The organism is Streptosporangium sp. G11, from assembly GCF_051192615.1.
In the GTDB taxonomy this organism is placed as follows: domain Bacteria; phylum Actinomycetota; class Actinomycetes; order Streptosporangiales; family Streptosporangiaceae; genus Streptosporangium.
Map to the genome: position 1 here is coordinate 1 of NZ_JBPJUQ010000255.1, position 1,888 is coordinate 1,888.

Sequence of the window (1,888 nt, forward strand, 5' to 3'; positions counted from 1 at the left end):
ACTGCCTCACCGCCCATCAACGACCCGCTGGGCCCTGATAGTACGTCTAATCTTGCTGTCCAAAAAGGAACGAAGCACTAGAAGTCCACGCCGCTGCGGGCGGGAGTGGCATCAACGACGAAATCCTCGACGATGGCCGCGCTGCGGGAGTTCCGGGAAGACTGGTTCGGCTGCCTGGGCGCCCGCCGGAATGCGTTGTTCGAGCTCACCGACGCGGTGTTATCCGCACCGACGATCACCTCGCTGCCGTACTTGAGCCTGGAGCCGGTGTTCCGGCCGCGTGACCTGGCCGGATGAGGTTTTCGGCGGGCGCAGCGTCGAGCGGCCGTCGGGCCGGTGCCGGACCGGGGACGGGTACAACTGGAGAGAAATGCCGGGGCGTCAGCGCGGCGGACCCATGATGATCTGGCCGTACGTGTCGGCGGCTTCGGCCAGCCGGTCCTTGGAGATCTCGTATCCCTCCGGCCGGGGGGTGCTCAGGTCGCGGCCGGCGTGGCGGAACATGCCCTCGATGCCGCCGGGCGTGCAGATCATCAGCAGGTCCGCAGTGTCGGAGGTGATCCGGTAGCTGTGCGGGACGTTCTTGGGCAGGTAGACGATGCCGCCCTCGGACAGCTCCATCTCCTGGTCGTCGGACCACACCAGCGCGGTGCCCTTGATCAGCATGAAGACCTCGTCCTCGCGGGTGTGCATGTGATGCGGAGGCGCTTCGCCCTTGTTGACGCTGAACCGGCCGACGGTCAGCTGACCGTCGGTGGCCGCGCTGTCCAGGAGCACGGCGAAGACGCCGCCATCGAGCCATTCGAGCTTCTGCTGCTGATCGGGCTGGGCGAGATAGGCCATGCTCATGACGGTGATCCTTCGGTACGGTCGGCGGGCGCGGCGGCTCCGCCGACGGGGATGAGCGCGATGACGGGGATGATCCGTTCGGTCTTGCGCTGGTAACCGGCGAATCCGGGGTAGCGGCGGGCCTGTTCGGCGAAGTGGGCGTCGCGCTCGGCGCCGTGCAGTTCGACGGCGCGTACGGCGAGGTTCTCGTCGCCGATCTCGATCCGGGCCTCGGGATGCGCGAGCAGGTTGTGGTACCAGTCCGGATTGCGGTCGGACCCGGCCTTGGAGGCGAAGACGAGAGAGCGCCCCTCGTCGGGCAGGTACATCATCGGGTTGACCCGCGCCGCGCCGGAGCGGGCACCGACGGTGTGCAGCAGGAGCAGCGGTGCTCCGGCGAAATTGCCGCCGACCTGGCCGTGGTTGGCGCGGAACTCGGCGATGGTTTGTGCGTTGAAGTCGGTTGTCTCGGCCATGGCTTTCTCCGGTTTCACGGGCGCCGTACCGCCGCGGCGGTATGGCGCCCAGGGATGGGAATTGAACGGTGGAGTCGGACAGTGGGCATCGGGCGTCAGGATGACCTTGCCCCGGATCCGGCCGGCCGCGCTTTGCTCGTGCACCTGGGCGGCCTGCGCGAGGGGGTAGGTATCGGCTTAGGTGCGCGCTGCCAGCAGGCCATGAGCAGGAGCGGCACAAGTGCCGTGCCGGAGACGGGGGTCGGAGAACAGTAGAACGAAAAGTCCCGTCACAACTGTTCGCCGAGGTGAGAGGACATGTGAGTCGCGTGGTGGTGTGGGGCCCCACTCGCCGGGTAAGGGCGGCGCATTGCAGTGCCGCCCTGGTGAATCAGTTACGCGTCGGATCTGTCGCTGGGGAGGGCTGCTGGGAGTGCAGCAGTTCTGCCACGATCGCGTCCTGGTTGATCACTTGGCGGGCGACGGCCGACAGCTGCTGGTTGTGGTTGCGGGCGTAGGCACGCAGCAGGACGAATGCCTCGCTGACGTCGATCTGGCCGCGTTCGGCCAGCATGCCCTTCGCCTGTTCGATGACGATGCGGCTG

4 protein-coding genes are annotated in these 1,888 nt (G+C 67.1%); 1 reads left to right on the forward strand and 3 read right to left on the reverse strand.

The features are described 5' to 3' along the window. Window positions 1-132: 132 nt before the first annotated feature. The gene (locus ACSDR0_RS50320) at window positions 133-297 is read left to right on the forward strand and encodes a hypothetical protein (protein WP_435296086.1); all 165 of its coding nucleotides are present in this window, start codon (window positions 133-135) and stop codon (window positions 295-297) included. Between the two features lie 84 nt (window positions 298-381). Here the strand turns inward: ACSDR0_RS50320 and ACSDR0_RS50325 are convergent, their stop codons facing one another. From ACSDR0_RS50325 to ACSDR0_RS50335, 3 genes are all read right to left on the reverse strand, one after another. Then, a complete protein-coding gene (locus tag ACSDR0_RS50325) occupies window positions 382-849 on the reverse strand; it encodes a cupin domain-containing protein (RefSeq protein WP_435296087.1) in 468 nt (155 codons plus the stop codon). Continuing rightward, complete coding sequence (locus ACSDR0_RS50330) at window positions 846-1,304, reverse strand: nitroreductase family deazaflavin-dependent oxidoreductase (RefSeq protein ID WP_435296088.1); 459 nt, start codon at window positions 1,302-1,304, stop codon at window positions 846-848. The genes ACSDR0_RS50325 and ACSDR0_RS50330 overlap by 4 nt, the downstream gene beginning before the upstream one ends. A 370-nt stretch (window positions 1,305-1,674) precedes the next feature. Further along, the coding region (locus ACSDR0_RS50335; protein WP_435296089.1) for an ANTAR domain-containing protein at window positions 1,675-1,888 on the reverse strand (214 nt) is incomplete at its 5' end.